The organism is Solibacillus ferritrahens (assembly GCF_037027585.1).
In the GTDB taxonomy this organism is placed as follows: Bacteria; Bacillota; Bacilli; order Bacillales_A; family Planococcaceae; genus Solibacillus; species Solibacillus ferritrahens.
Window position 1 is genome coordinate 164,057 of the sequence record NZ_JAXCLE010000004.1, and the last position, 24,205, is coordinate 188,261.

General features: G+C 36.6%; 21 protein-coding genes. 17 read left to right on the forward strand and 4 right to left on the reverse strand.

Features of this window, described 5'->3' with window-relative positions; all coding sequences use genetic code 11:
* The first annotated feature begins 23 nt into the window (after positions 1–23).
* From SNE38_RS06105 to SNE38_RS06145, 9 genes are all read left to right on the forward strand, one after another.
* On the forward strand, positions 24–674 hold the full coding sequence (locus SNE38_RS06105; RefSeq protein ID WP_191703195.1) for a M23 family metallopeptidase: 651 nt from the start codon (positions 24–26) through the stop codon (positions 672–674).
* A gap of 339 nt (positions 675–1,013) precedes the next feature.
* Positions 1,014–1,280: a sporulation transcriptional regulator SpoIIID gene (locus SNE38_RS06110; RefSeq protein ID WP_191703194.1), complete on the forward strand. Its 267-nt coding sequence runs from the start codon at positions 1,014–1,016 to the stop codon at positions 1,278–1,280.
* Between the two features lie 191 nt (positions 1,281–1,471).
* The gene (gene mreB / locus SNE38_RS06115) at positions 1,472–2,464 is read left to right on the forward strand and encodes a rod shape-determining protein (protein ID WP_318247676.1); all 993 of its coding nucleotides are present in this window, start codon (positions 1,472–1,474) and stop codon (positions 2,462–2,464) included.
* A gap of 72 nt (positions 2,465–2,536) precedes the next feature.
* Positions 2,537–3,379, forward strand: a complete 843-nt coding sequence (locus tag SNE38_RS06120; RefSeq protein WP_191703192.1) for a flagellar hook-basal body protein — start codon at positions 2,537–2,539, stop codon at positions 3,377–3,379.
* 65 nt (positions 3,380–3,444) lie between these two features.
* The gene (locus SNE38_RS06125; RefSeq protein WP_336046111.1) at positions 3,445–4,284 is read left to right on the forward strand and encodes a flagellar hook-basal body protein; all 840 of its coding nucleotides are present in this window, start codon (positions 3,445–3,447) and stop codon (positions 4,282–4,284) included.
* A gap of 25 nt (positions 4,285–4,309) precedes the next feature.
* On the forward strand, positions 4,310–4,600 hold the full coding sequence (locus SNE38_RS06130; RefSeq protein ID WP_191703190.1) for a DNA-directed RNA polymerase subunit beta: 291 nt from the start codon (positions 4,310–4,312) through the stop codon (positions 4,598–4,600).
* A 172-nt stretch (positions 4,601–4,772) separates the two neighbouring features.
* Positions 4,773–5,210, forward strand: a complete 438-nt coding sequence (fabZ, locus tag SNE38_RS06135; RefSeq protein WP_191703189.1) for a 3-hydroxyacyl-ACP dehydratase FabZ — start codon at positions 4,773–4,775, stop codon at positions 5,208–5,210.
* Positions 5,211–5,402: 192 nt separating this feature from the next.
* Entirely contained in the window at positions 5,403–5,786 is a 384-nt protein-coding gene (locus SNE38_RS06140; protein ID WP_191703188.1) for a hypothetical protein, read from the forward strand.
* Between the two features lie 111 nt (positions 5,787–5,897).
* Entirely contained in the window at positions 5,898–6,260 is a 363-nt protein-coding gene (locus tag SNE38_RS06145) for a hypothetical protein (RefSeq protein WP_191703187.1), read from the forward strand.
* 794 nt (positions 6,261–7,054) lie between these two features.
* Here SNE38_RS06145 and SNE38_RS06150 read toward each other — a convergent pair.
* Together SNE38_RS06150 and SNE38_RS06155 are read right to left on the reverse strand one after the other, a co-directional pair.
* Positions 7,055–8,023 carry a nuclease-related domain-containing protein gene (locus SNE38_RS06150; protein WP_191703186.1) on the reverse strand — a complete coding sequence of 323 codons (969 nt, stop codon included), beginning with the start codon at positions 8,021–8,023 and terminating at the stop codon, positions 7,055–7,057.
* A 164-nt stretch (positions 8,024–8,187) separates the two neighbouring features.
* Positions 8,188–8,616, reverse strand: coding sequence for a YwpF-like family protein (locus SNE38_RS06155; protein ID WP_191703185.1), 429 nt, complete (start codon positions 8,614–8,616; stop codon positions 8,188–8,190).
* Between the two features lie 255 nt (positions 8,617–8,871).
* Here SNE38_RS06155 and SNE38_RS06160 point away from each other — a divergent pair, with 255 nt between their 5' ends.
* Positions 8,872–9,282 (forward strand): single-stranded DNA-binding protein, encoded by a 411-nt coding sequence (locus SNE38_RS06160; RefSeq protein ID WP_336046112.1) that lies wholly within the window; start codon positions 8,872–8,874, stop codon positions 9,280–9,282.
* A 171-nt stretch (positions 9,283–9,453) separates the two neighbouring features.
* Here SNE38_RS06160 and SNE38_RS06165 read toward each other — a convergent pair whose 3' ends face one another.
* Positions 9,454–12,204, reverse strand: coding sequence for a DEAD/DEAH box helicase (locus SNE38_RS06165; RefSeq protein ID WP_336046113.1), 2,751 nt, complete (start codon positions 12,202–12,204; stop codon positions 9,454–9,456).
* Positions 12,205–12,255: 51 nt separating this feature from the next.
* Entirely contained in the window at positions 12,256–13,830 is a 1,575-nt protein-coding gene (locus tag SNE38_RS06170) for a hypothetical protein (RefSeq protein ID WP_336046114.1), read from the reverse strand.
* Between the two features lie 439 nt (positions 13,831–14,269).
* Here SNE38_RS06170 and SNE38_RS06175 point away from each other — a divergent pair, with 439 nt between their 5' ends.
* The 7 genes from SNE38_RS06175 (at position 14,270) to SNE38_RS06205 (ending at position 24,198) form a co-directional block, all read left to right on the forward strand.
* Positions 14,270–14,749 (forward strand): IDEAL domain-containing protein, encoded by a 480-nt coding sequence (locus SNE38_RS06175; RefSeq protein ID WP_191703181.1) that lies wholly within the window; start codon positions 14,270–14,272, stop codon positions 14,747–14,749.
* Positions 14,750–15,362: 613 nt separating this feature from the next.
* Complete coding sequence (locus SNE38_RS06180) at positions 15,363–16,631, forward strand: nucleotide sugar dehydrogenase (RefSeq protein WP_336046115.1); 1,269 nt, start codon at positions 15,363–15,365, stop codon at positions 16,629–16,631.
* A gap of 79 nt (positions 16,632–16,710) precedes the next feature.
* Positions 16,711–17,433, forward strand: a complete 723-nt coding sequence (locus SNE38_RS06185; protein ID WP_336046116.1) for a WecB/TagA/CpsF family glycosyltransferase — start codon at positions 16,711–16,713, stop codon at positions 17,431–17,433.
* 693 nt (positions 17,434–18,126) lie between these two features.
* On the forward strand, positions 18,127–20,685 hold the full coding sequence (locus tag SNE38_RS06190) for an S-layer homology domain-containing protein (protein WP_336046117.1): 2,559 nt from the start codon (positions 18,127–18,129) through the stop codon (positions 20,683–20,685).
* A 545-nt stretch (positions 20,686–21,230) separates the two neighbouring features.
* Positions 21,231–21,725: a tetratricopeptide repeat protein gene (locus tag SNE38_RS06195; protein WP_336046118.1), complete on the forward strand. Its 495-nt coding sequence runs from the start codon at positions 21,231–21,233 to the stop codon at positions 21,723–21,725.
* 18 nt (positions 21,726–21,743) lie between these two features.
* Positions 21,744–23,300 carry an O-antigen ligase family protein gene (locus tag SNE38_RS06200; RefSeq protein ID WP_336046119.1) on the forward strand — a complete coding sequence of 519 codons (1,557 nt, stop codon included), beginning with the start codon at positions 21,744–21,746 and terminating at the stop codon, positions 23,298–23,300.
* A complete protein-coding gene (locus SNE38_RS06205; RefSeq protein WP_336046120.1) occupies positions 23,284–24,198 on the forward strand; it encodes a Wzz/FepE/Etk N-terminal domain-containing protein in 915 nt (304 codons plus the stop codon). The genes SNE38_RS06200 and SNE38_RS06205 overlap by 17 nt, the downstream gene beginning before the upstream one ends.
* Positions 24,199–24,205: the final 7 nt, after the last annotated feature.

The following is a 24,205-nucleotide window of genomic DNA, read 5'->3' on the forward strand; positions in this document are numbered from 1 at the left end:
CACTTCCATTTGAGGTGATGAATATGAGAGAAGTTAAACAAAAGCCTTCTCAAAAACCAGTTACACAAAAAAAATGGTTTTGGCCGGTTGTATACGGTGGTATGGCAGTAATGATTGTGGCCGTAATTTTTAGTTTTACTGCATTATATGAAAGTCAGGAAGAGCAAGAATTGTTAAGTGAAGTATCTGCGCCAGTGGAAGAAACGATTATTCCAACATCTACAGCTCAAGAAACGTTAAAGTATCCATTTAAAGAACAATACTTAAGTGAAGTGACAATTTTACAAGATTTTTATGATGTTACAAAAGATGAAGCAACAAGAGAAAATGCATTACTTGTATTTAATCAAGTATTCACAACATCAACAGGGGTATCTATTGCGATTAATAGCGAGCCTTTTGAAGTAGTTGCTGCAATGAGCGGTGAAGTAACGGAAGTAAAGATGGATTCGTTTACGGGCAATATGATTACCCTAACACATCCAAACGGTATGCAAACGCGCTATAACTCAGTGGCAGATATTCTTGTAAAACAAGGAGATAAAGTTTCTCAAGGAGAGCCAATCGCTACTTCTCAAGAAAATGAATGGAATCCTACAGCAGGTATCCATTTACATTTCGAAGTTATTGAAGATGGGGTATTAGTGAACCCGAACAAATATTTATCCTTTTGATTTCCTGACAAAATGGATTGATACAGAAATGTTTTTAGCAAGATCTCAACGATTCCTTCATTCTAACTCGAATAAATAAGAGCCAACTCACATAAGGTGAAATATTAAGAAAGAAAGGCTCTTAATCTTCATACCATAGTTGTCTGTGACACCTGTTGTATGAAGATATGCCTCTGGCAGTTGTCACAGATTTTTTAAGGAACTGAGGAAGTCAGCCTAAAAACGTCGCTTCGTGCGACAATGGCAAACTGACCCCACATCCTGTGAGCCTAAACTCAAAAAAATCTGGACGCAATTACGCCGAGGCGTAATTGATATTCGGGTAGAGAGGGAGAGGACGTGCACGAACATATTCGGCAACGCTGCGTTCGATTGGGTGAACTGTTGGTAGAGACAGGGGAAACCGTGCGTGCACTCGCGAAAATGACGGGATTTTCAAAAAGTACTGTACACAAAGATTTGACAGAGCGACTAAAACAAGTGAATGAACCACTTGCGCTACAAGTACAACAGGTATTATCCTACAACAAATCGATTCGCCATTTACGCGGTGGTGAAGCAACACGTAAAAAGTGGATATCTAAGCAACAAGAAAAAAGCATTTAGGCTGTTTTTATAGCAACTAAATGCTTTTTTAAGTGATTATAAATCCATAATTATTCCATTAAAATCCATTATAAAGGAAAAACCTTCCCTTAATATTGATGTAATTAAGTATTGTATATGATAAAATAACTAAGATAGAGATATAAAGATTCGTATACATGTTGAAATGGTCGGAAGGAGAATTACAAAACATGTTTTCAAAAGATATTGGGATAGATTTAGGTACTGCAAATGTGCTCATTCACTTAAAAGGTAAAGGGATTGTGTTAAATGAACCGTCCGTGGTAGCAATTGATAAAAAGACAAATAAAGTACTAGCAGTCGGTGAAGAGGCACGTCAAATGGTAGGACGTACCCCTGGGAATATCGTCGCAATTCGTCCATTAAAGGATGGAGTCATTGCTGATTTTGATGTAACAGAAGCAATGCTGAAGCATTTTATTAATAAATTGGAATTAAAAGGTTTTCTTTCAAAGCCACGTATTTTAATTTGCTGTCCTACTAATATCACATCCGTTGAGCAAAAGGCTATTCGGGAAGCTGCTGAAAAATCAGGCGGCAAAAAAGTATATTTGGAAGAAGAACCTAAAGTTGCAGCAATTGGAGCTGGCATGGATATTTTCCAACCGAGTGGCAATATGGTCGTTGATATCGGTGGAGGTACAACGGATGTTGCGGTGCTATCTATGGGGGATATTGTAACAAGCGAATCTATAAAAGTCGCAGGGGATGTATTCGACAATGATATATTGCAATACATAAAGAAAGAATACAAGCTGTTAATCGGCGAACGTACAGCAGAAAATATTAAAACAACAATAGGTACAGTTTTCCCAGGTGGGCGTAATGACTCAATGGATATCCGCGGTCGAGATATGGTTACAGGTTTACCGCGTACAATCGAAATTAATTCAGAAGAGATTGAGCATGCATTGCGTGAATCGATTGGGATGATTGTCCAAGCGGCAAAAGATGTGCTGGAAAAAACACCACCTGAATTATCGGCAGATATTATCGATCGAGGCGTTATTTTAACAGGCGGCGGTGCGTTATTGCATGGGATTGACCAGCTGTTAATTGAAGAGCTGAAAGTTCCTGTATTTGTCGCAGAAAACCCAATGGATTGTGTGGCAATTGGGACTGGAATTATGCTAGACAATATTGATCGCGCGGTAAATAAATAAGTTAAATTACTAATAATTCTTTAATTTTTACCGATAAATTATAAATACAAACATTAATTAGAGGTGAAATGGGTGTTTAAAGGTTTTTATACAGTAGCTACAGGAATGGTTGCACAACAACGTAAAACAGAAATTCTAACAAATAATATGGCCAATGCAAATACACCTGGCTTCAAATCAGACCAAACGACAATCCGATCATTTCCGGATATGTTGATGTCTGCAGTAAATTCGACAACAATCCCTACCGAAAAGGGCTTTGCATTAAAAAAGTTGAATCCAGTAGGCGCGTTAAATGCCGGTGTATATTTACAAGAAACGATGCCTAATCAAGCACAAGGCCAAATATATTCTACAGGCCTAACGACTGATATAGCATTAATAAATAGCTCGTTACCAATTGACGAGGCTTCAGGTAATTCTGCTCAAATATTTTTCCGTCTGGAAAATGAAGATGGTGTAGAAAGCTATACACGTAACGGGAACTTTACGATGGATGGACAAGGAAATCTAGTAAATGCTCAAGGACTATTTGTATTGGATTCGAATGGCGAGCGTCTGCAATTGACAAACGACAATATTCGTATTAGTGCGGATGGTGCGATTTTTGACGAAAATGGTGTACAGGTTGGCACTTTAGGTGTCGCATTTTCTGAAAATCCAGATGTACTTGTTAAGCAAGAGAATGGTTTATTTAATACGTTGGATGGTGTTGATTTACCTTCAGCTTACGGTCAGGCAAATGTTCAGTTTGCAATGCAGCAACAGTATTTAGAAGGTTCAAATGTCGATGCATCAAAAGCAATGACAGACCTTTTAACAGCGTATCGCGCATTCGAAGCAAATCAAAAAGTGCTGCAGGCATATGATAAGAGCATGGAGAAAGCCGTAAACGAAATTGGACGCGTTAACTAAATAAGGAAATGGTAAATGATTTTCATTAACCGTTGAATTTTCGTATAATAGGGAGGTACTAGATAATGTTACGTACAATGATGACTGCGACAAATACATTGTCACAAGTTCAACAGCAACTAGATACAATCAGTTCAAATATTGCAAATAGTAATACGCATGGTTATAAAGCACAGCAAGCGAATTTTTCTGAAATGCTTTATCAACAGTTTAATAACGATGAATATGACCGTACTGTAAGGGATACACCTGTAGGCATTCGTTATGGTGTCGGGGCACAAATTGGTCAAATCCAATCAAACCAGGCACAAGGTTCAATTCAATTGACAGAACGTGATTTGGATTTTGCTTTAACAACGAAAAACCAATACTTTAATGTATTGATGCAAAATGATGCAGGTGACGTACGTACTGCCTATACACGTAACGGTAGCTTTTATGTAACTCCTACAGAAGCTGGAATTGTCACACTAGTGAACAGTGACGGATACCAAGTAGCAGATGCAAACGGTCAGCCGATTACATTCCCAGATGATGTGACACAGTTTACGATGGATTCGGATGGCACTTTAGTGGCAAACTATGATAATGGTGCAACCTTAACTTTCCAATTAGGTATTTCATCATTGCAAAAACCACAAGTAATGGAAAAATTACAGGGTGGGACATATATTGGTTTACCAGAAAACCTGGACGAGCTTGGATTTACACAGGCACAAGTGCTAACGGATTTACAAGGAGCAAATCGTCAAGTAGGTATACAAAAAGGTGCGCTTGAAATGTCGAACGTAGATTTATCGCAAGAGATGACAAATCTGATACAGGCACAGCGCTCATATCAATTTAATACACGTGCGGTAACCATTGCAGACCAAATGCTTGGATTAATTAACGGCATTCGCTAAGCAGTATTTCTAAGGGAGAAAAATTATGACAAAAGAGCTAGATAGACGAGTTGTACAACAAGAGCCTCCAGCAAAAAAGACGAGACGTAGGTTAAGAGAAGTTTCTGAGCCAAACACGGATCAGCCTGCTCGCTGGGTCCGACTTCGTCTAATTCCCATTTGGCTTCGAATAATAGTTGTCTTCCTTCTCTTTGGTATCGCAACAATTGTAGGGCTAATTGTTGGCTATAGTATCATAGGAGATGGCGCTACATCGGATGTTTTAAAAGGGGATACATGGCAGCATCTTCTCAATATTATCAATGGGAAAGAGTAGGGGATTGTCGGGAAGGTCATTACCGAACGATCCCTTTACAACGAAAAAGTAAATGCGGAAAAGCTGCAAAAAATCATGCGCTTTTCTTCCATGCTTTCGTTGATTTATTGATCCATACATAATTGGTAACATTTTTATACATAATATTATAGAGTAAATGAGGGGGATTATTTTGTTAAACTCAGAACAAATTCAAAATATATTACCACACCGTTATCCGTTTTTACTAGTAGATCGTATTCTTGAAATAGAAGAAGGAAAGCGTGCACTAGGTTTAAAAAATGTTTCGATAAATGAAGAATTTTTCAACGGTCATTTCCCTGGCTACCCGGTTATGCCGGGGGTATTAATTGTCGAGGCATTAGCACAAGTAGGCGGCGTTGCTCTATTAAATGCACCACAATTTAAAGGAAGACTTGTTTTCTTAACAGGTATAGATAATTGTCGTTTTAAACGACAAGTTGTACCGGGCGATCAATTAAAGCTAGAAGTGGAATTTATAAAATTGCGTGGGCAAATGGGTAAAGGTCGCGGTATTGCTACTGTAGACGGCGAACTTGTATGCGAATGTGAGATTTTGTTTGCGATCGGACCAGAACAGCCAAAGTAAGCCATTTGCATTTATAACTTAAAGATTATAAAATATAAAGGTTGAACAAATTATTCAACCTCTTTTTTACAAAATTTTAACAAATTACGCAATTAGAGAGATTATTGCAAGTTACCCCTTTTTTATGGAAGTTTCAAACACTCATATACAATGAGCGAAGTTCGGCTTTAAACGTAGGAGGTTTTAAAATAGATGTATAAACAACTGTCTTCAGGCGTAAAAATTAGCATTACACGATCAATATCGACGTCGTTTGAAGCTTATTTAGCAAGCATTGGTTGGGATGAGGAAAAGTTTTCAATGGAAGACTACATGGCCAGCTGGCAAAATTATTTTAAGGAAAATGCGGCATGGATTGATAAGATCCCAGCAGACATTTTACTGAGCACAGAATTCCATGAAGAAATTGCAAAGAAAATGGACGAGGTCATTTCAAAAATTTTAAATGAAGAGCCAACAGAAAAGCAAAAAAAAGAAATTGCTAAATTACAGAAAAAATTAGGAACAAATTTCAAATTTGACTGTAAAGCAGAAGCCGCTTATGTTGAACAGCTTTTAAAAGATAAATTAAAATAACCAAAATTTTTTGTAGGATAGATCCTTCTTTTCCCGGGCAATCTATGTACGATCACATGAGGACATGATGTGATTGATCAATGATTGCATACGGAGAGGAGGGATTTTTTTATGCGAAAATCATTATTATTAGCAATTTCACTTGGGTCGGCGTTATTTTTAGCGGCGTGTAACAACGATGATAACGCTCAAAATGGCAATACTCCAGCGGGCGATGTCAAAAATGGTGTTAATGATGTAATGGATGATACACGTGACGTCATTGATGATACGGTTGACACGGTCGATCCGAATGCCAAAAACGGGCAAACAAATGAAAGTACAATGGACAACAATGCCAATGTACCGAATGGCTCAAGCGGTCCAAATGGTGATAACGGTGTAACTGCACCAGGTGCACCATCCGTAAACCAGGAAGATATCATTGAGGATCGAAAAGACCGAGATGATAAAGACAAGATAGACAATCAATAATTAAAAAGAACCAGCGTTCAATTTGGACGCTGGTTTTTTTTAGGGACGAGTGAGAATTTGGGGTTTATTCGCCACATTGGATCGATAATTGACAAGTGTTCAGTATTATCAGCTTGGTATTGAAAAGGGTCGCTATACAATAACTTTGAATTGAAATTTGCCACTTTTATCAATTTAAACGCCACTCTTGGGTCGATATTCGACAAATCCTCTGAAATATTCGTCACTTAGGATTAGATAATCGCCACTTCAGCCTCGATAATCGTCAAATAGAAAAATAATCGCCACTTAGGATCATATATTCGTCACTTAATGAATTTTATTATCCGCTTGATATTGAAAAGTGTCGCTATACAATAACCTTAAGCTGAAATTCGCCACTTTTATCAATTTAATCGCCACTCTTGGGTCGATATTCGACAAATCCTCTGTGATATTCGTCACTTAAGATTAGATAATCGCCACTTCAGCCTCGTTAATCGTCAAATAGAAAAATATTCGCCACTTAGGATCATATATTCGTCACTTAATGAATTTTATTATCCACTTAATATTGAAAAGGGTCGCTATACAATAACCTTAACTAGAAATTCGCCACTTTTATCAATTTAATCGCCACTCTTGGGTCGATATTCGACAAATCCTCTGAAATATTCGTCACTTAGGATTAGATAATCGCCACTTCAGCCTCGATAATCGTCAAATAGAAAAATAATCGCCACTTCAACCATGATATTCGTCAAATCCTCTGTCATATTCGTCACTTAAGATAAAATATCCGCCACCTACAGAAGTTACTGAATGTGTACCTTTCGCACTCTTTTTTCTTCCCATTGTAAAATGTCTTCGGGAATAATATAATAAGTTCCTTTTTTCGTACCATGGCGCTCGAGGCCGAGTCGTACTAAAAGTTTTGAAGCAGCTTGGATACTTTGAATTCCGAAAAACTCACGGAACTGCTGATTAGTAATTTTTTCGCTAATTAAAATACGGTAATGATGGAGTGTTTCGAAGAGGGCAGAACGACTTTTTAACTTGCAAAAATTGCAAATAAATAAACCATAATGATAATGCATCGTATTTTCAAAGTTACACTGTTTACAGAGGACGCCTTTACGAAGTCGATTCGAGCTGATGAAACGGCGTGGAGGAAGGGGCTTATAAAGTTGATTAAGTTTTGCAATAATAACATTAATGTTAGCGTTTGATTTTGATGTATTGCGATATAGATTTTCAATAAAGCTCGGGACACCGCTAATATGGAAAATAGGGAAACTGTCCAGTGATTCATCCAACATCGCTTGGAAATTTGCAATGACAACAGCAAAATAAACTGGAATATTAATTTGCCATTTTCTCAAACATTGTTCCAAAAATAGCTGGTGACGGTATACTTGATCAAGCGGATTACGGAAGTTTTCGCGCTTGTCGTTATGGATGCGGAAAAATTCATGTTGTCCAGGTTTGTAGAATAATGTGCCGGATAGTTGCTTTACTTCAAAAATCAAAATAAAGAATGGAGTAATTAAAATTGCATCCATTTGGTGTGAAAAGCCATTTTCATTCATACATTCGAAATTATAAATTATGTGATAATCCGTTTTAAAGAAATAATCAGAAAGAGTTTGCTTTAGCTTCACTTCACCTGATAATCCCGCCTCCAACCGATAAAACTCCTGCTGAATTGAACTTACCTCATAGTCATCTGGTAAAATTCGTTTCATTAAGGTTTCTGTATAAAGATAATGTTTTGATTTTTGCACTGACTACACCTCCACCATAAATATACGATGTGTGAAATTTATTTACAAATTACACCAAAAGTGCAATTTTAAACATATTTCTAAAGTAAATTGCTGTTTACACTTATCTGTACATACCAAATATTCATTTCCACAAAAAAAGTACGGCATCAAGTACCGTACTTTCACTTTTTATCTTTTAACGAAGGACGATTACGCATCCCTTGTTCAAATGCCTCAAGAAGTTCATCATTACGTAAACCATCCTCAAGCAGCTTTCCTAATAATAGCTCCGCGTACTTTTTACGTTGTGCCTTTAATCGTCCTTTTATAAGCACTGAAATTTTATCGTCCAATTTTGTAATGGAATGAACGACAACTGCAAACGGTGCTGGTTCATTGTCAGGAAGAGAGATAATGGCACGTGCATCGATAGCTTCGCCGGACGTGATAAAGCTTTGGAAAAAATCATAGTATGTATCTTCTGTAAAAAGCTCTAAAATCCACATTTGATGGCTGTTTTCCTGGTTAATAATAATGCCATCAATTAAAGGGATTTTTTTGATTTCATTCGAAAGTAATAAATCAAAAGCAAGCATTTTAAAGGTCTTCAATTAATAAATCCCCCTCAATTGTCTTTTGTAAAAGTATAACATATAAAAAATGCGAAACTGTAAGAATCAGCATACTTAAATTAATGCTTTCAAGCTATTGTTTATTAGTATTTACCTAAAAATCATTCTAAAAACAAGTATGTTAAATTAAATTTTTCGAAGTCCATTTCACTTGAAATCGTCATTTTGCCGTTTTGCCAAAAAAGAATCATGTGGCTATGATAAAGCTAGTTCCGAAAGAAGGGAGGTTAATGAATGAATCATGTTGGACTTGTAGGAAGAACAACGAAAGATGCTGCACTAAGACAATTATCGGAGGGGCGTATGCAAACAAGTTTCACAGTCGCCGTCAATCGCCCATACAAAAATAGTGAAGGGAAGGTTGATGCGGATTTCGTACAATGTATTGCATGGGGGAAAACAGCCGAAGTGATTACGAAGTATTGTGGAAAGGGTTCGCTCATCGGTATAAAAGGACGTCTGCAATCAAGAACTTATTTAAATCGTGATAATCAAAAGGTGTATACGATGGAAGTGAATGCTGAGGAAGTCCAATTTTATGCACTCAAAACCCCAGGTGAAGTGGAAATACTTGCATCACCGCCCTCTATTTCAGCAGATTTCGTGCTACCCGAACATGATAGCAAACTCGTAAAACCACTTTAATTTGTATACTCTCCTAAAAGTAAAATTCCTATAGCGGAGGTGAACAGCTCTAATCTACTGTTTGACCGCACAGTAGTACATTCTTTCTCACAATCCTATAACAACTAAATAAAAGTAGTGAAGTAAGCATAAAAAGAGTCTACTTCATGGCGTAAAAGTAGACTCTTTCTATTATTTTAAATTGCCTGTATCGAGAACGAGTAAATCCATTAGTTCTGAATCGTCAAGCTCGGTCAGCCATTTACTCGACTGTATTAATTCTTCGGACAGTGTAGATTTCATTGCAATCATTTTATCGATTTTCTCTTCAATTGTCCCAATCGTTACAAACTTATGCACCTGGACAAACTGAGTTTGCCCAATTCGATAAGCCCGGTCTGTTGCCTGGTTTTCCACTGCTGGATTCCACCATCGATCGGCATGGAGTACATGTGTAGCTGCAGTTAAGTTAAGTCCAGTACCGCCAGCTTTAAGCGAAAGTAAAAATACAGGGAATTCACCTGCCTGAAACTGTTCGACTAAATTGTCGCGCTGTTGTTTTGGCATGCTCCCAGTCAGGAATGGGACATCCACATCATAAAGCTCTGTTAAGCAATGCTGGATTAAATTCCCCATACCGATATACTGAGTGAAAATTAAACATTGCTCACCATTATCAATAATTTCCTTTGTCATTTCAATAATACGCTTAAGTTTTACTGAACGATTCACCATACTATTCGCTCCATCAAATGGCTCTTTTAAGAACAGGGCAGGGTGATTACATAGTTGTTTTAGTTTATTGAGCATTTTTAAAATACGCCCTTTTTTCTCAAACCCAGTCAGTTGTTCAAGTGATGCCAGCGTATCTTGAATATAACCTTCATAATGTGCAGCTTGCTCAGGTGTAAGGGCGCAAAATTCAAGCGATTCTTGCTTTTCCGGTAAGTTCAGCTGAAGCTCGGGATCCCGCTTTGAACGACGCAGTAAAAACGGACGAATCTTCATCCGTAAAACGCGCTTATGGCTTTCTGACTCATCGCGTTCAATTGGTGTAATAAAACTATCCGCAAACTTCGTAAAGCTACCTAAGTACCCTTTATGAATAAAGTCAAAAATGGCCCAAAGTTCTGAAAGGCGGTTTTCAACAGGTGTCCCAGTTAACGCAATATGATGATCGCCCTTTAATTTACGGATGGCACGGGATTGCAGTGTTTGCATATTTTTAATGTTTTGTGCTTCATCTAAAGCGATTGTTGACCAATCAATTTGCTGTAAATCATCCGCATCCTGAGTAACCGTTCCATATGTCGAAAGAATAACATGAGGACGTTGAGTCTCTAAATAGCTTGTTAAGTCATTCCCTTTTAAACGACGGGGGCCATAATGTGTATAGACTTCTAAATCAGGAGCAAAGCGAGTTAACTCTTTTTGCCAGTTTCCGACAACCGATGTAGGGCAAACAATTAATGTCGGTTTATCAATTTGTAGCACGGATACTGTATGAAGCATATACGTGATAAGCTGTACAGTTTTTCCAAGCCCCATATCATCCGCTAAACAGGCACCAAATTTCTGGTCACGCATAAAGACGAGCCATTCAAAACCTTCCTGCTGGTATGGACGTAATTCAGCATGGAGCTTAGCTGGTACATTGACTTTTGGTAGTCCTTTTTTATTTTGCAGCTGATCAATATAGGATTGAAGCGATTGCTGCATCTCAAATGCGAATAATGGGTCATCATGCTCGGCATCTAATTCATCATCTTCCAGAGGAGCAGTCAGCGTTTCAGGAAGTTCACGGAACAGTAAATCGCGTACTGTCCAATTTTCTTCTTTCGCTTGTTCCATAAGCTCACGCATTTCATTGAGCCATTCTGCATCGATACGGAACCATTCTGTACCGACACGAACAAATTCCCGTTTTTCGTCCACGAGTTTTTGGAAAGCTTCAGCTGAAATTTCTTCGCCATTCATCGAAAACTGCCATTTGAACGTCAAAATATCGTCAAGACCTGCCACACTTCGAGCGGATTGGTTATTTGCACTTACTCGTACGCGCATCTTAGATTGCCTTAATTCTTTAAGCCATGCGGGTAAAATTACTTCAAAACCTAATGCCTGTAATTTGGCTAGTTCCTGACGCAGAAAATCACGTACTTCCAGATCATTGAAATGGCTATGAATAAAGTGCGTACTTTCAGCATTTAATTGAATTAAATCGATTATTTGATTTTGTAGCTCTTCAATATTTTTGGCAATCGTACTCCACTTTTTGGGCAATGCCTCTTCAATCGGAAGTTTGCGTTTTGACGAAGCAGGTGTCCAATGTTTAATGGAACTGGGACTAATAAGGACGGTTTCTAAAATCCAATTTTCCTCATTTTCTTCTGGTTCGCGTAAGCGTAGTGCCATTTTAACACCGTCAAAAACATGCGAAGTTTGCATCGGCCAGCCACCACTTTGGAAAAAAGGAATGAGAGCCAATGTGTCTTCCTTAGTTAACCCTGCGTCCATCAGCTTTTGTTCGACCGCATATTGTAAGAGTTCATTTGGAAAAGAGAAGTCTTCTGCAGTTACCGTTGCCTGTTGCCAGAGTGCCGGATCGCTCCATAGTGGCAGAGTTGTTTGTAATGTTTGAAAATACTCAACGGTTTCCTCATCATAGGCAGCGAAGTCCAAAAATGGATGACGGTTTGCAGGTGAAAGAACATCGAGCAATTGAGCAGCTGATAGGATTAAATCACGTTCCTCCAAGGAAGTGCTTAATCCATAAAAATTTTGTTCAAACTTAAAAAATAGCGACGGAATCCAGTTAGCTGTCGGTAAGATTAAGTCATTTTTATTGTACGCAGTAGCGCGGAAGTAACCAGGACGTAACTCCGTAAGCTTGATGCGAATTACTTTCACAAAGGGTAGCTTTGTATTAAATAAATAATGCATAGTATTTGCGCTATAAACGCAATGTCACCTCCTATTAGCAAAATACATAACTTATCCGAGTAAGTTGCTTTTGTTCATTTCTTCTTGTAGCGCACGTAAACGCTTGAATTGTTGCTGTACGGCCTCAATATATGATGTGAAATAGTCGAGCTTTCCGGCTTTTTTGGAAGCATTTTTCATCGCACGCCATATACGTACTGCCTGTTTATAATTTTGACGTGACTTTTGCTGAATTTCCTCCATCGCATAATAATGATAAAGAGGAAGCGCGATTTCAGGAGATTGTGCGACAACATCCTTTAAGCCGCATTGCTCCAAATAAGGAATGGAGGACTTATAAAGTTGATGCAGTGCCACCCATTGATCGAAGCGATTGTGGCGCAATAAATAATTGGAAAATGACTCAATGCCGTATCGTCCAAAAGAAGCGTATAACCCCAGCTCTTCTTGTTCGGTTAACGAAATTTGTCCATATAGCTTATCGAGCTTACGTATAAACTTTTGGCGACGAATCGGGAGCAAATTGTCCTGTACGAACGTCTGTAATAAAGGAAGTGCCTTTTTCAAAATAATCGCCGCTTCATCGACATAGCCTTTGTGAAGAGCGTATTGTGCGACTTCAATAAAGCTTTCTACATTATCTTCATCCAGTATTTCCGTTACACGCTCTAAAGGTGATGTAGAGCCTAATAAAATATAGAAAATCGCCAATACTACATCTAAATCCAAATCTGTTTCGATATCAGAGCTTTGTTCTAAAATTATCAATTCGTTTGTAATGCGTTTCTTTTCATCAAAGAGCTTCGTCCAAAATTGTAAATACAGTGTCAGGCGGAATGATTTTGCTCCCTTTTCAATGAAGAGGATGTCCCGTACACTTTGCTGCAAGGCATCGTAAAACGGTTCAGTAGCAAATAAGCGTGTCGTTTTACTTAATGCATCGATCGAACGTAGAATGCGGCTTAATGTATTTTCCAAAAAGAATTGAAAATAATGATGTTCCATATCTGTTTTTGTTTTAACCGCATGCAAAAGGAAATGTTTCAAAATGGCAATGTCCATAAATAATTGGTATAGCTCCTGCCATTCCTGTTCATATGGACGATGACGCTGAATTTTTGAACGAATACTTTCATTTAGTGCAGAAAGTGCATAAGGTTCGATCGGCTGGTGTCCTTTAACCGCATAATTCAGTACTTCATCCGCCATCCGTTGCCAGTTTTCAGGGCTTCGTGCTGCTGCCAATGAATGCAGCGGAATTGATTTTTTAGAACGCCAATTTGAAAGCCATTGCTGTAAGGAAATAAAATATTGGGATAGCTTTAAAATGGTTGCGAGCTGATGCCGGCACAGTTCAGTTTTTGGGCAACTGCAGCTAATTTGCTTCTGTGGGAAATTAATCGTCACTTCCGCAGTATTCACATCCTGTATTTGGCATACTAAGATTTGAGAAAATGTAGAATAATGTGGCGGCTTGATTGCTTGGTTACGAATGGAAAACATAGCGCGAGTCACCAATTCTGCATCTTCATCGGCTGAAGGGTGAAGCTGATCTTCAAAAGTTTGTAATTTATGTTGAATAAAATCTTTATGAGCATGAGCAATTTCAGAAAACGTTAAACTCAAAACGGGTTTCCCCTCCTAATTATCAATTACGCCTCGGTGTTATTTGTCCGGATTTGGCTGTACGCTAGCGCAAAGAATCCTTCCTTCGAAAGTTGGAGGCTTTAACTTCTGCAACAAAAATTAGAGCTATCTCGTCCATAAGGGAGGAGCGTTCTGAAACATCACTCCACCTAAAAGGGACTTTGCTGCAAGAAGTTAAAAAAGTCGTTCCTTCCATTATAATACGAATTAATACAAAGCGGTAATCTGAATAGCGGGGAATTATTTTTTTAAAGGATGTTAAGTTTAGGGAGTTTGAAAAAAAGAAAGTATGGGGAAACTATAAGAAATGAGAAAAGCAGCAGGAACTTTTCGGTGAAATAATCCATATGATAATTGAAATTAGGTCTTAGGACTCGAATAAATGCAGTATAAAAAATTCAATAAAGGAGGAATTCCAATGATTCAAGTTCAATTTATGAAACCATTTTATACAAAAATGACAGGGTCGAAATTACGTTTAGTCTTTGCTTATCAATATTTTTCAATCACAAAAGAAGAGGAAATTTTCCACTTCATTCCGATTGAGGGGAAGGAAATGATTATTGATTTAAATTCAATGCAAGTTGAAAATTTATCAGAAGTATTTGTTTTCCAGCGCGGCAATCGATTTGTACGCCTTCCACTTTATCAACTTTTACTTGTATCCAACGTACATGAATATTTAATGCCTCTTATCGAGGAAGTTTCGAATCAAGTAAGACCAGCTGAAAGTGAAAAGCAGTACCAGTTTAATGAAGAGGTTGAAAATATTGTGCGTAACTTGGAAGAACATAATTTAACACGCTTAATTGATGATGCCCTAGAAGCACGCAACGAAGCATTATTCCATGACCTAATGGCAGAGAAGGCAAAATTAACTGGAGGCTACGCATCGTGATAGTCCAACATCAATATTAAATCCTGTTAGCTTATTTTAGCTAATGGGGTTTTTTCTTTTGGAATGTGTGCGGAGTTTGGGGAAGTGGCGAATATGCTGATGTGAGTGGCGATTAAATCATAAAAGTGTCTAATATAATTCAAATTGACGAATATCAAGGGTGAAGTGGACATTATTTGTTGCCAACTGTCTAATATCACATGTGAATGGTCGATTATCGGTTCAAGAGTGACGAATAAAACAGAAATAGTGGCGAATAAATGTGAACTATTATTTTTTAACTTTAAATTGGACATGATAAATCAAGAGAGTGGAGTTCATAACAAAAGCCGAACTTATACAAATGCTTATTTGAACGCTCTTCTTATTAAAAGCGCAACTTTAACAAAAAATAAAAACTATTTCACACAGCGAAGAGAAAGTTGTATACTGTAAGGCAGGACTATTTTTCTAAGCATTAAATTGCAACCATTCGATTATTAATTTCGTTACATATATAAAGCGGGAGTGAAAAACCGTATTAAATTGAATGCGGGCGAAATGCGCGGAACAAATTAAACAATAATCAAACAATGAGATATAGCTTTTTTGAAAGTGAAAGGGAGAAACGATCATGACAAAATCAATCTGTGTCGTTGGGTTAGGATATATCGGCTTACCAACGGCGGTAATGTTTGCAAATCACGGCGTAAAGGTACACGGTGTTGATGTGAATCCAGCAGCTGTGAAAAGTATTCAGGAAAAACAATTACATATCGAGGAGAACGGCTTACAAGAGCGCCTGAATAAGGCAGTAGATGAAGGCTTTTTAACTGCATCTACAACACCAGTAACTTCAGATGTGTACATTGTCGCGGTACCGTCACCGATTAATCCGGACAATACAGCGAATTTAGAATATGTTCGTCAGGCAACGGCTTCAATCGTACCTTTCGTGAAAAAAGGCGATTTAGTAATATTAGAATCAACAGTTCCACCAAAAACTGTTGAAAATGTAATGCTGCCAGAATTAGTGAAATCTGGTCTTGAAATTGGAACAGAACTATTTGTTTCACATTCTCCAGAGCGAGTTATTCCAGGCCGTATTTTTGAAGAGCTAGTTAACAATGATCGTATTGTTGGCGGAATTTCTCAAAAATCAGCGGAGCTTACAAAGGAGCTATACGAAACATTTGTAAAAGGCGAGATCCATTTAACAGATGCGACGACAGCAGAATTAGTAAAAGTTATGGAAAACACTTACCGTGATGTGAACATTGCATTTGCCAACGAATTAGCGAAAATGGCTGAGAAATTAGACGTGAATATTTGGGAAGCAATCAAATTCGCGAACTACCATCCACGTGTAAATGTTCATTTCCCAGGACCAGGTGTAGGTGGTCACTGTATCGCAGTAGATCCATGGTTCTTAGTGGAATTAGGTGGCGAACAAGCACAAATTATTCACCTTTCTCGTAATACAAATGACTCTATGCCAAGTTTCACAGCACAAAAAACACAAGCTATTTTAAATAAAAACGGTATTGCCGGTGCAACAGTCGGTGCTTTCGGTTTAGCATTCAAAGGAAATGTAGATGATATGCGTGAAAGTCCATCAACAATTGTTATTGATGAACTGCAAAAGCTTGGTTTAACAGTTGTCTCACATGACCCGCATATTAAGCAAAACAAGCATGAAACACAAACTCAAAGCATGCAGGAAGCTTTGGAGCAGGCAGATATTTTAGTGTTCCTAACAGATCATAAAGAATTCCGCGAACTTGACCCTGCTACGTTAAACGTAAAAAGTAAAATCGTATTTGATACGAAAAACTGCCTAAACCGCGAAGTTTGGGAAAAGGCAGGCTACCAGTTCCACTTACTTGGAGATGCTAAGAACTAATAAAGTAAATTCGGCAGTGCGTATAAAGCGTACTGCCTGCTGTGTTTATAGAAGCAATATTGAGAAAGGAAGAGTTAATATGAAAGAAACCGTACTCGGCATACAAGTTAATACCGAAAGTTATGATGATTTGTTGCCAATCGTATTCGAACAAATCGAAAAAGAGCAAAAATCATTAATTGTGGCCATTAACCCAGAAAAAATTATAAAAGCAAAAGAAGATCCGGCATTAAAAACACTTCTCAATAATGCTGAGTTTCAAATTCCGGATGGCATCGGTGTCATTTTAGCCTCGAAAATACAGAAGGGACAAATTACATCACGTGTCACAGGTGTAGATATGATGCTTCGTCTATGTGAAGAGTCAGCAAAGCGCGGAAAGCCGATCTTTTTATACGGCGGAAAGCCAGGTGTCGCTGACAAAGCAGCCGAGAAGTTAAAGGAACTATATCCAACGATTCAAATAGCCGGCACACAGGACGGCTATGAAAAGGATAATCAAAAGATAATAGACAAAATTAATGAAGTGAAACCTGATTTATTATTTGTTGCAATGGGATCGCCAAAGCAGGAAAACTGGATCAATGCAAACAGAGATCAGCTGCATCCAACGATTTATCAAGGAGTGGGTGGGTCATTTGATGTACTGGCCGGAAATGTGAAGCGCGCACCAGAAGCTTTCCAAAAGGTGGGTATGGAGTGGTTTTACCGTTTAATGAAGGAACCACATCGTATTAAACGTCAAATTGCGTTGCCTTTATTTTTATTAGAAGTGGCACGTAGCCCTAAAAAGAGCAAGTAATGGAAAAAAAATAGTGTAATCTTTGTAATATTTGATTGTGTATTTGTAATGTAAGTGTTACACTAAATTCAGTAGTAAGATTTCCTCTACAATATATAGTTAAATTTATACTTTTCCCTGCAAGGAAAAAAACGGTTGGTAGCCCGAGAAAAAGGCTTTAGCATTTAAATGCTAAAGCCTTTTTCTTTTTTTATTTTTGTCGAAATTTATCGAATAGGTTCTATAAATTTGTACTATTAATATAATAGCTAAGTAGTAAAAAATATGTTCACATAAATAATCATTATATTATAAAAGTAATATTTTAGTAATATTTGTAATGTTATAATTCCATTTAAACCCTTGGTATTACTGTATTATATAACCAAATTCATACCTTTTTAAGTTATGAAAACCTAAATTTAACAAATAGAATAACTATATTAAAATAGGTTTATCGATTATTTGTGAAAGAAAATGTTGTCTTTATGAGTATATGTGTGTCATAATTAAAGAAATTTTAAGTTATCTGAATATATTTGCTGTTATATATCTTCTACCTAATATAAACAGGTGATTTGTGGGTTTATTGGTAAAAAAAGATTGACATAGTAAATGTATACTACTAGAATTTATGTGTAGTTAGTTTTTCTGCACATTTTTCGTGTGGGTAACTAAAATTATTATTTTCACTTATGAGGAGGAAATTTTTCAATGGCTAACCAACCAAAGAAATACAAAAAATTCGTAGCAACAGCTGCGACGGCTACATTAGTAGCATCTGCAATCGTACCAGTTGCATCTGCTGCATCATTATCGGACATTTCAGGTAACACACACGAGGAAGCAATCACTGCATTAGTAAGTGATGGTATCATCTCTGGTTACCAAGATGGCACATTCAAGCCTAACAAAGAATTAACTCGTTCTGACGTAGTTAAATTATTAGGTAAGTTTTTAGAAACTAAAGGTTATGAAGCTGCTGCTGACTACAAAACTCGTCCAGCATTTGCTGACTTAACTACAAAAACTAACGAAGAGTTATTAAAATACGCTTCTTTAGTTAAAGAAGCTGGCGTATTCGTAGGTTCTAACGGTAACCTTTTAGCTGGTGACCCAATCACTCGCGAAAACATGGCTATCACTTTAGTACGTACAGTTAACACTGTATACAATATCAGCTTAGAAGAGTACGTAGCTACTCAAGATTTCAAAGGTGATGTAACTGACTTAACTCAAGCTAAAGCAGAAGCTCGCACAGCGATTTCTGTATTAGACTTCTATGACATTACAAACCCAGCTGCACCAGCGTTCAACCCAAAAGGTAACACAACTCGCGGTCAATTCGCGTCATTCTTACACAAAACAATCACTGCTGATTACACAGCTGCTGGTCAAGAAGATCAAGAAGCTTCATCAGTATTACCTACTGCAATTGCATTTGAACAAACTTCAATCCAAGGTACTTATGGTGAAACAGTAACTTTAAAGGCTAAAGTAACTGTAGCTGAAGGTGAATCTACAACTAACATTCCTGTGAAGTTTGATATCTTCCATGAAAAATTAGTTAACGATACAACTATCGTTCCTCAAATTACAGAAACTGTAAAAACTGACGAAAATGGTGTAGCAACTTATACTTATACTCGTTCACAAGGTAATACAGATAACGTAAATGCATATGCAACTGGTAAACCAGCATTAAAAGCAGCTGCAAAAGTATACTGGGATACAAACTTAGCAATTAAAGATGTTACAGAAGGAACAACTTTAGCTAATGGTGAACAAAAAGTTTACCAAATTACTGGTGAAAACAATGAATTAGTTTACGTAGCTTTCAAAGAAAACTTAAATGTAGCTCCTGAAAAAGCTGTTCGTGGTGTAGAGTTCCTAGGTTTAAACACTACTGGTGATTCTGCTACTGCTAAATTTGCTTATGAATATACAACTGGTGGATATGCTGTAGGTGTTATTCGTTTAGATGCTACAGGTAAAGCAAACTTAGTATTAACTGGTGATGATGCAGCAGTAACTCCGATTGCTTTCGTAAACAACCCAGGCACAAATGCTAAGTATGATGCTACTGCTTTACAAGCTGTAGGTTCAACAGTAACATTTGCTAAAGAGTCAGTATTTGATTTATCAATTAAAGCTGAAGGTAACCAAACTGCATCTATTAACTTAAACGATGTTCAGACTGGTGGACGCGACTATGTTGCAACACTTAAGAATAAAGAAGGTAAAGCATTAGCAAATGCAGAACTTTTTGTAACTTTTAATAACGAAACAACAACATTGCGTAATGAAGTACGTGTATATGATGTTGATGGTGAACGTGTAAATCCGACAACTACTGACTCAGTAACATTCCGCATTGTTACAGATAAAGATGGAGTAGCTAAGTTTACAGTTAGTCACCCTGATGCTGATGCATTTGTAACACCAATTGCATTTATTGACAATGGTACAGGTGCAGGTTCTGAACCTGGTAAATTAGATAAGAAAGATTTACAAGTTACAGGAGAAATCACTTACTTCCGTACTACAAGAGCTGCTGATTACAGAAGTGAATTAGTAGTTACAAATGCGGATGATAAGGAAGTTACAACATTCGGTAGCGACACAGTTGCAGAATTTTCTTACCAATTATCTGATCAAAATGGTAAAGCTCGTTCATACGGTTCAGATACACCAGTACAATTTACAGTACGTGCAGGTGCACAAGCAGTTGAATTAGTAGATGCAGCTGGTAACCCTGTTGTAGAAAATGGAGTAGCTGTTGTAATCCCTGCATATACTTCAAAAACAATCTTAAACCGTACTGTAGTTGCTGGGCAAACGGATGTTTCTATCTACTTAAAATCTAACGGTTCAGATGTTCGTGTTACTGCAACACCAACAAACACTGGTTTATCAGGCTTAACATCTGTTACTAAAACAGCAACATTCTTATCAGGTGCAAGTACTTCTTACTTCACGATTTCAGATGTAGTACAAACTACTGAAACTAATCCTACTTCTAGAGATGCTGCGTCAATTACATTAACATTTACTGAAGCAGTAGCAGCTACAAGTATTGAAGCAACTAAAACAGGTGGTACACGTGGTACAATAACTACTGACGCTGCTAACAACAAAGTTCTATATGTAGGCTTTGGTGCTGCCCCTGTATCTGTTGGAGAAACAGTATCTATTTCTTACAAAGGTAAAGTTTACAGCTTTGTATATGAAACAAATGCTGCTAACAACAGAAATGTATTTAGAGCACAGTAATAATTTTACTTTAAGAAGCTAGGATTAATATAATTCTAGGTTATAAAAAGCAGAATTGCATATGCAATTCTGCTTTTTAATTGTAATTGTATTGTTTGATGGGTCTTTAGGTGATATATGGTATGGGATAATAATCCTGGGAATGTCCTTTTATAAATGTTTTGAGAATTAAACAGAGATTTAAAACAAAAATAGCTGATCTATTTCATGAGTTATAGGGAAATTTATCTGGTGTTAAAAGTATAGTAGTTAGTTTAATGACTTATTAATATAACTTACTTAATATTAATGAGAAGATTATAGCTTTAGGCATTTTTGAATCTATAACAATATTTTGGTTTTGTCATATAACTTAAAATCCAATCAAAAATTTTTTCGAGTTAGCATTTTAATTGAGTGCATTAAATTATTATAAAACATACTTATGTTAGGTATTCTGAATTCTAGTTTAAATTATAAATATAGGGAATTATAAGGAAAAAGAGTGAATGATAGTGTATAATGTAAATGTTATTCAAAAGTCAACACATAAAGGATTGTGAGCAATGCAATTTACAGAATCGACAAGAAAATACATATTAATAGGGTTTGTTGCTTTTATTATCGTTGGTTTTATTAGTGCAAAAGTTCTGGGGAGTAAACAGGATGAAGAGTTTTTAGTAGACGATACGCTTTATCAACAAGCGAATCAACTATACAACGAGGGGAATTATCCAGCTGCAGGGGAGTTAATTGATGATTTACTGTTACGTCAGCCAAATTCTGAAATCGTCAATTATTTGGGTGGGTTAATTAATGCGAATAATGGTAATTATAAACAATCTGCTATTTTACTTCAAAAGACAATGGATATTAATCCCCATAAAGTAGAGGATCCAATGTTTATGCTGCAATTTGGCGAAGTGCTGTTATTCGCTGAGCGCTTTGAAGACTCTAAAATCGTTCTCGAAAAATGCCGTGAGTGGGGTTGGCTACCAGAATCTTATCCTACCTATCAAGAACGTGTGACAGAATTGTTAACTCAAATTGAGAATATGTAATAAGGAAGGTAACTTAAAATGACTTCATTTTATGAAGAACTTCATAAATCCGAAAAATTTAGTGACGAAGCAGAAAATATTCAGTCCCGTGCCACAATTGATAAATGGATTTTTCGATTATTATTATTATTAATCGGTTTTATGCCATTAATCGTTATGGCAAATGTAGAAGAAGTAATCAGTCCTTTAGTATCGAATGTAGAGCTACTTTCAACAGGCGTAAAAGGAGATTTATTTACACATTATAAAGCATTGGTTGTGCTAATAATTACGATAGTCACAGGTGTAATGCTGTTAGTAAAAGTATTTTTTATGGATGGGAAGATTCACAAAACATATTTAAACTATTTTTTAGGTCTCTTTGTAGTAGCTATTGTTATATCAACCATAGCCTCTCCAAATATTTCGGTTGCTTTAAATGGTCAATATAACCGTTCAGATGGTGCAATTAGCTGGCTGTGCTATGTGTTATTAATGTTTATAGCAATGAATATTGAATATCCCAAAAAAGCAGTTTCCTATATTATGTATAGCATGGTGCCGTTTGTATTAATTAATCTATACATAATTACGATGAATTTCTATGGGGCGGATTTATTGATTAATAAGTCTGAATTGCAGAAGTTTATTTCGCTGTTTTTACCTGAAGGAGCAAATATTTCAGAAGAATCTCAATTGGTAGGTACATTAAACCAATGGAATTATATGAGTGGCATGTTTGCGATTATGACGATAATGTATTTAACTTGGGCTGTTACTGTGAAGAAATGGCATGAAACTATAATAGGGGCTATCATGGCTAGTGTTGCAATTACAATTATGTTTATGTCGGTTTCTACGAGTGGATTTTTGACAGTTTTATTATTATTATTCATCATATTAATTTCAGTTTTATTGACAGAAAAAAAAGGACAAGCAATCGCGGCATTAGCAATTTTCTTAGTGATTGCTGCACCAATGTTCCATGTTTTAGCTGAAAAGAATATACGTGTATGGAATGAATCATTCGGGTTCATTATTGAGAAAAACCCCTATTTGGATGAAGCAGCAGAACTCATTAAGACAACTAATGTAACATATGCAAGTGGAAATGCGTTTGAATTGCCGGTACTACCTGAAAGAACATTAGCGGCAGGGTCTGGTCGTGTATATATTTGGGACAAAACACTAGAATTAATAAAAGAACGTACTATATTAGGATATGGTAATGATTCTTTATTATATAATTTCCCACATTATAATATCGATTCACGCGCAGGCGGATGGGACGAGAACACGATTACAGATAAACCACATAATGCATTTATTGGAGTATTATACGGTTCTGGAATTATTGGTCTACTTTCGTTAATAGTTTTATTGATAACGATGGGAATTAAAACGTATAAATCTTTATTAAATAGATCATGGACAATTTTCATATTAGCTATTACAGCTTTAGCATATTTTGCACAAGCGATGTTTAATGATTCTTTACCGGCTATTTCAGCTTTTGCATTTATTATTATGGGGATGTTGATTGCGTTAGAACAACATAAGAATAAGGAGAATATATCAAATGGAAGAAACGATTGAGTTGCGAGAAATAATTTCAATTTTATTAAAGGGTAAATGGTTAATCTCAATTTGTACAATCATTGCCTTGATATTTGCGGGTATAATTAGTTGGTTTTTATTGGAAGAGAAATATGAATCAAAGGCAGTTGTACAAATTTCTAGTGGTGTACAAGATGCAGGTATAATGTCAAATTACGTAGCGGCTGAATTTACACCAATAGTATACATGCAACGAATGCAAAATGTAGAGCAGAATAAAAAGTATTTTAAAGCAAATGGTATTGATAATTTCAAAAGTACAAATTTAACGGTGGGAAATCAGCCAAATACGAATTTAGTAGAAATGAAATATAAAGCTAACACCCCTGAAGAAGCACAAAACCATTTAAAACTAGTCATGGAGAAAACGAAAAGTGAAGTAAGTACTTCTATGAAAGAAACATTAGATCAACTAGAACAAAGTTTTTTAAAAGAATCAAAAAGCCTATCTAATGAAATTGAACAGTTAATGTCAAGATACAATAATGTCATTACAAAAAATAAATTACCAGAAGTATTAATATTACAAACAATTTCTTCATCGCAATTTGTATTGAATTTAGCACCTGAACACTCAAGTGCATTATCCAATGTTACTGGAACCATTCAAAATGAATTATTACAGCTAAAAGCTCAAATTGATACTAAATCAGAGGAATATCATTCTGTATTAGCAAAATATCAATCTGTAAAAACAGGTTTGGATAGTTTTAAACCAGATCCCTTTATTCGGGTAATTATTGACCCTACTTTAGCAGAGAATTCAACTTCTCCAAATAAAGTATTAAACTTAGGGATTGGACTAGTATTAGGTTTGATAATTGGAATTGGCTTAGTATTTTTCCGATTCTACTGGAAAGCATCCGCTATAAAGTAAATATAGA